4 protein-coding genes are annotated in these 2954 nt (G+C 55.8%); 3 read left to right on the forward strand and 1 reads right to left on the reverse strand.

The features are described 5' to 3' along the window. Positions 1–25: 25 nt before the first annotated feature. Complete coding sequence (locus BDE01S_RS09650) at positions 26–922, reverse strand: LysR family transcriptional regulator (RefSeq protein ID WP_066080878.1); 897 nt, start codon at positions 920–922, stop codon at positions 26–28. A 113-nt stretch (positions 923–1035) separates the two neighbouring features. Between BDE01S_RS09650 and BDE01S_RS09655 the strand changes: the two genes are divergently transcribed. From BDE01S_RS09655 to BDE01S_RS09665, 3 genes are all read left to right on the forward strand, one after another. Continuing rightward, positions 1036–1605: an NAD(P)H-dependent oxidoreductase gene (locus BDE01S_RS09655; protein WP_066080881.1), complete on the forward strand. Its 570-nt coding sequence runs from the start codon at positions 1036–1038 to the stop codon at positions 1603–1605. 180 nt (positions 1606–1785) lie between these two features. Continuing rightward, positions 1786–2088, forward strand: a complete 303-nt coding sequence (locus tag BDE01S_RS09660) for a YciI family protein (protein WP_066080887.1) — start codon at positions 1786–1788, stop codon at positions 2086–2088. Between the two features lie 90 nt (positions 2089–2178). Further along, on the forward strand, positions 2179–2871 hold the full coding sequence (locus tag BDE01S_RS09665; RefSeq protein ID WP_218015872.1) for a putative quinol monooxygenase: 693 nt from the start codon (positions 2179–2181) through the stop codon (positions 2869–2871). The last annotated feature ends 83 nt before the right edge of the window (positions 2872–2954 follow it).

The raw sequence follows: 2954 nt of genomic DNA on the forward strand, positions 1-2954 counted from the left end.
ATAGAATTTTCAGACGGCCTTTCCCTTACCCTGCGCTTTTCTGAAATGCCTCCACCAAAAAATCCGCTACCGCCTTGACCCTCGGTGCAAGCTGTGTGCGGTGCGGGTATTGCAACACCAGCGGGAAAGCGTTTTTTTGATACACATCGGGCAACACGCGCTGCAAACGTCCGCCGTCCAAGTAAGGTTGCGCCAGATAATCGGCCGCTTCGGCCACACCCAAGCCTTGCAGGGCTGCTTCCAATACCGCTTCGGGGTCGGAGCAGGTCAAAACCGCCTGCTCCGGCTCGATGGTTTGGCCGTTTTGAAAATGCCAAAGCTGGTATTTGCCGTTGGGGAAACGGCGGGCGATAAGGCTGTGTTTGACCAAATCCGCCGCGCTTTGCGGCATTCCGTTGTGCTCAAGATAACCGGCTGCGGCAACGAGGGTGGTGGTCATGGTCATCAAGGGGCGGGCAATCAGCGACGATTCTTCAATCACACCGCCGCGTATCACCAAATCGTAGCCGTCTTTCACGAAGTCGATTACGCGGTCGTTGAAATCCAGTTCAAGCTGTATGTTCGGATAACGGCGGTGCAGTTCGGGTAAAAGCGGCATAATCAAATGGCGGCCGATAACGGCAGGCAGCGAAATCCTAACCTTGCCTACAGGCGTGCTTTGCGCGGCTTTCAGCGTATCGGCGGCGGCTTCGAGCATTTCCAGCGCGGGGCGCACTTGGTTAAGAAATTCCTCGCCCTCGGCGGTGAGGCTCAGGCTGCGGGTGGTGCGGTTGAACAGGCGCACGCCCAGCGACTGCTCCAAAATACCGACGCTTTTGCTGACGGCGGCGGGGGATACGTTTTGCTGCTCGGCGGCGGCGGTAAAGCTGCCGCTGTGTGCCGTCTGAACAAAGGCGGCGATGTGTTTGAGCGGAGTCTTCATGATAATTTTCAACTTTTAGTTGCAAGTGTTTTGTTATTTTACCCGTTTTTTAAATGGAATAGACTGCCTATAATGGTTTTCATCGAATATACGAAACCTTTTAGGAAAGCAAAATGAACACTTTATTAGTCGTCTCCCATCCCAACTTCGCCCAATCCCGCGTGATTAAAGCCTTGGCCGAAGCCGCCGCCCAAGTCGGCAACATCGAAATCCGCAATATCGATGAAATGTACGGCAGCGATTTTGCGGCGATTGATGTGGCCGCAGAGCAAGCCGCCCACGAGCGCGCCGACCGCGTGGTCTATATGTTCCCGATTCACTGGTTCAACCTCACGCCCATGCTCAAAGCCTATATGAACAGCGTGTGGGCATACGGCTGGGCATTCGGCGAGGGCGGCTTTGCCTTTGCGGGCAAAGAGTTCCAAATCATCGTCGGCGCAGGCTCGGCCGATACCACTTACCGGCATGAAGGCTTGGTGCGCTACACCGGCGCAGAAGTGCTCGCCCCGCTGGAAGCCAGCGCGTATTACACCAGCTTTACCTATAACGAACCGCTGTTTTTCACCAGCTCCAACCAAGTCAGCGACGAAGGCTTGAAAGAATGGCAACGCGCCGTCACCGAACGCCTGCAATCGCCGCTGGGCAGCCATGTCAAAGGCGTATCGCTGCGTCAGCCGAAATAAGCCAAACAAAATCAAGCGTATGGCCGTAGGGCGGGGTTGCCACCCCGCCGCTCACTCGTAGAATGAGATAAACTTTGTGATGAAGCATTTTCTTTTCTTTATGGAAAAGCGACGGGCAGGAATGCCCGTCCTACCTAATCATTCAGACGGCCTCGCAAATCCAACCAGCAAGGAATGAAAATGTATCTTATCGACATCGTATTAGACCAAGCCAATATCCCCGCCGACCAAGCCGACGAAATGCTTACCACCCACCGCGACTGGTTCGGCAAATATGCCCGAAGCGGCCACTTCCTCATCGTCGGCCCCTACCGCGACCAAGCGCACGCGGGCATAGTGGTTGCCCAAGCCGAAAACCGCGCCGCGCTGGACGCCATTTTGGCCGAAGACGTGTATTTCGCCGACCGGCTGGCGCGTTACACCGTGCGCGAGTTTCAGGCCAATTTGGTTGCGGAACACATCGAGCAGTTTAAAGGGCAATAAAGGCCGTCTGAAAATCCGCAGGTTGGCGTGTCAATCCAACCTACCTGCCCAACCCAACCAACCCCAATCCCCATGCTTCCCAAAACCCTTATGACCGTCTTATTTTCCGCCGCCCTTGCCGCCCAAGCCGCGCCGGTATTCAACCTGTTCGAGCTCGGCGTACAACCCGCGCAGACTGAGCGTTACCGGCAAATCGGCGAACACAATATCCGCACGTCGATCGCCCGCGAAAAAGGCACGCTGGCGATGTATTCGCTGCAATCCGCCGATACGCCGAACCTGCGCTATATGGTGGAAATCTACGCCGACGACGCGGCCTATCAGGCACATCTGCAATCGCCGCAATACCGGACATTTCTGGCCGCCGCACCGCATATCCTCACCGACCGCAAACAGAAAACCGAGCTGGTGCCGCAGTTGCTCAGCGATAAAAAAGTTTTTCAGACGGCATCCACGCTGACCCGTCTCACCATTGCCGACATCCGCCCCGAAGCGCAGCAGGCTTTCCGACCGGCATTACGCGCCTACGCCGCTGCCGCGAAAACAGCGCCCGGCCTGTCTGCCGTCTATGCCGCCACCGAAAAAAATCAACCCAATCGCTGGTATCTTTTTGAAATTTACGAAAACGAAGCCGCCTACCAAGCCCACCGCTTCACGCCGCACGCTCAGGCATATTTAAGCGACACGGCGGATATGCTGCTGAACCGCCAAACCGTAGCCTTACAGCCTTTGACGCTGGGCAATCAAGGCCATCTGGCATTTGATGCCGATATTACGCCCTAATCCACAATCCAATACTGCCCCAAAAAAGCCGTCTGAAAAACCCGATTTTCAGACGGCTTTTTATTACCCGCCCGCCGCCTGCG

Source organism: Bergeriella denitrificans NBRC 102155 (genome assembly GCF_001592185.1).
GTDB classification, from domain to species: Bacteria; Pseudomonadota; Gammaproteobacteria; order Burkholderiales; family Neisseriaceae; genus Neisseria; species Neisseria denitrificans.

Bases quoted from the DNA above. Each gene is read 5' to 3' on its own strand.
- BDE01S_RS09665 (WP_218015872.1), top strand. From the start codon at position 2,179: ATGACCGTCTTATTTTCCGCCGCCCTTGCCGCCCAAGCCGCGCCGGTA.
- BDE01S_RS09650 (WP_066080878.1), bottom strand. From the start codon at position 922: ATGAAGACTCCGCTCAAACACATCGCCGCCTTTGTTCAGACGGCACAC.
- BDE01S_RS09660 (WP_066080887.1), top strand. From the start codon at position 1,786: ATGTATCTTATCGACATCGTATTAGACCAAGCCAATATCCCCGCCGAC.
- BDE01S_RS09655 (WP_066080881.1), top strand. From the start codon at position 1,036: ATGAACACTTTATTAGTCGTCTCCCATCCCAACTTCGCCCAATCCCGC.